General features: G+C 66.2%; 3 protein-coding genes. All 3 read right to left on the reverse strand.

Features of this window, described 5'->3' with window-relative positions:
• Positions 1-92 precede the first annotated feature (92 nt).
• Positions 93-446, reverse strand: a complete 354-nt coding sequence (locus tag EN738_RS33595) for a nuclear transport factor 2 family protein (protein ID WP_127287292.1) — start codon at positions 444-446, stop codon at positions 93-95.
• 150 nt (positions 447-596) lie between these two features.
• On the reverse strand, positions 597-1,583 hold the full coding sequence (locus EN738_RS33600) for a 2-dehydropantoate 2-reductase (RefSeq protein WP_127287293.1): 987 nt from the start codon (positions 1,581-1,583) through the stop codon (positions 597-599).
• Positions 1,583-2,325: AMP-binding protein (locus tag EN738_RS33605; RefSeq protein WP_145967027.1), on the reverse strand; the 743-nt coding region annotated here is incomplete at its 5' end. The genes EN738_RS33600 and EN738_RS33605, both read right to left, overlap by 1 nt.

The raw sequence follows: 2,325 nt of genomic DNA on the forward strand, positions 1-2,325 counted from the left end.
CATCACATGGCGGCCAACATGTCATCCCAGCCGCCATGCCTGACTTTAACCGTGCGCGATGCGAGCCCTGGAGGCTGCTGGAATTTCACGCTTCAATAGTAAAAACGCTCTTCGCTGATCTTGCCGTTCTTGACCGTATAGAGGCCAACCTCATCCATGGTGACGCGCTCGCCGGTGGATTTGGGCGTTATGTCGAACCTGAAGCGCAGAGCGAACTGGTCGCCATTGACATAGGGGCCGTCGACCGAGCCGCCGTGAACCTCATGGTTCGCATCCCACCACTCGCCCTTCTGCTTGACGGCTTCCTTGCCGCTGCAAACAGCCATCGGCCCTTCCATGGCCTCATAGCTGACGATGTCGTCGGCATTGTATCTCGCGGCAGCGCTGTGGCTGTCGCCCTGCTTGAGGAGTTCCGTGAAATCCTTGGCAATTTCAGCAGTGGTCATGACTTCCTCCTGTTCAGACCAGTCGCAGGTAGGGGGTCGACTGCTCGGCTACTACCGCCGGCCTGTCCCACAGGTGACAATTCGTGTCAGGAGAGACAGGTCCAGCTTGCAGCGATTTGAAATGCTCGCATGGCGACCAATGCGTCGTCCTTACAACGGGGCATAACACCCGCGCTTGATGGCCAGCCGCCGCACCAGCGCCAGCACGCTGTCGATGGCCGGCGTCGGCTTGCCGGTCAGGCGGCCGAGTTCCTGCACCGCGCTCACCAGCGCGTCGATCTCCATGGGGCGGCCGCGCTCCAGATCCTGCAGCATCGAAGTCTTGTGCTCGCCGACGTCGCCGGCGCCCTTGATGCGCTTGTCGACGGGGATCGGAAAGCGGACGCCGAGGCTTTCGCCGATCGCTTGCGCCTCCAGCATCATGGCGCGGGCAAGCGTTCGCGTTCCCTCGTCGGCGACGATGGCCGCGAGCGTGCTGCCGGTCAGCGCCGAGATCGGATTGAAGGACAGATTGCCCCAGAGTTTTATCCAGATCTCCGAGCGGATGTCCTCGCGCACCGGCGCCTGCAGTCCGGCTTTGACCATCTCGCGCGCCAGCGCGGTTACGCGCTCGCTCTTTTCGCCGGACGGCTCGCCAAGCGAGAACCGCGTACCCTCGACATGGCGGATCAGGCCGGGGGCATCGACCTCCGCGGCGGGATAGACGACGGAGCCGATGACGCGCTGCGGGCCGATGCGCTGCCAGATCGTGCCGCCGGGATCGACCGCCTGGATGCGCGTGCCTTCGAGCGCGCCGCCGGCCTTGTAGAAGTACCACCAGGGCACGCCGTTCTGCATGGTAACCACCGCTGTCTCCGGCCCAAGCAGCGGTGCGATCTGGTCGAGCGCCGGCGCCAGCGAATGGGCCTTCAGCGCCAGCACGACATAGTCCTGCACGCCGAGCTCTTCCGCGCGGGCGGCCGCCCTCACTGGCGCGGCAATCTCGCTCTCGCCCTCGATCAGCCAGAGGCCATCGGCCTTGATCGCCTCGAGATGCGCGCCGCGCGCCACGACCGACAGATCGACCGTGCCAGCGGCTGCCAGCTTGGCGGCGAGATAGCCGCCGATGGCGCCGGCGCCGAAAACGGTGACGCGCATCAGCCGAGCCCGAGTTTTGCCGCGAGACCGATGCGCTGTAATTTTCCCGTCGCGCCCTTCGGGATCTCGTCCAGGATCAGCACCTTGCGCGGCACCTTGAAATCGGCGAGCCGGGTCGACGCAAAGCCGCGTATGTCGGACTCGCTGGCGCTCTGGCCTTCGCGCAGCACGACAGCGGCCGCTACCTCTTCGCCGAGCTTGTCGTGCGGCATGGCGAAGGTGACGACCTGCGCCACCGCCGGATGGTCCATCAGCACACCGTCGACCTCGAGCGGCGAGATCTTCTCGCCGCCGCGGTTGATGATCTCCTTCAACCGGCCGGTGACGCGCAGATAGCCATCCTCGTCGAGCACGCCCTGGTCGCCGGTATGGAACCAGCCGTGGGCGAAGGCGCTGGCGTTGGCGTCGGGATTCTTCTCGTAGCCGGCGGTGACGTTGGGGCCGCGAATGACGATCTCGCCGGTCTCGCCGGCGTCAAGCAGCCGTCCGTCCGGCGCCATGACAGCTACGTCCGGTCCGGCCGCGGCGCCGACGCTGCCCGGCTTGCGCTGGCCTGGCGGCAGGCGGTTGGATGCCATCTGATGCGCGGCCTCGGTCATGCCGTAGGACTCGATCACCGGGCAGCCGAAGGTCGCCTCCAGCTCGGCCATCACCTGCGCCGGCAAGGACGCGGAGGACGAGCGGATGAAGCGCAATGGTGCGGCCGCAAGCGCTTCCGCATTGCGCGCGGCGCGGGGCAGGA

Source organism: Mesorhizobium sp. M4B.F.Ca.ET.017.02.2.1 (assembly GCF_003998955.1).
In the GTDB taxonomy this organism is placed as follows: domain Bacteria; phylum Pseudomonadota; class Alphaproteobacteria; order Rhizobiales; family Rhizobiaceae; genus Mesorhizobium; species Mesorhizobium abyssinicae.

What these genes read in the sequence shown, in the direction of transcription:
- EN738_RS33595 (WP_127287292.1), bottom strand. Translation starts at nt 446, where the DNA reads ATGACCACTGCTGAAATTGCCAAGGATTTCACGGAACTCCTCAAGCAG.
- EN738_RS33600 (WP_127287293.1), bottom strand. Translation starts at nt 1,583, where the DNA reads ATGCGCGTCACCGTTTTCGGCGCCGGCGCCATCGGCGGCTATCTCGCC.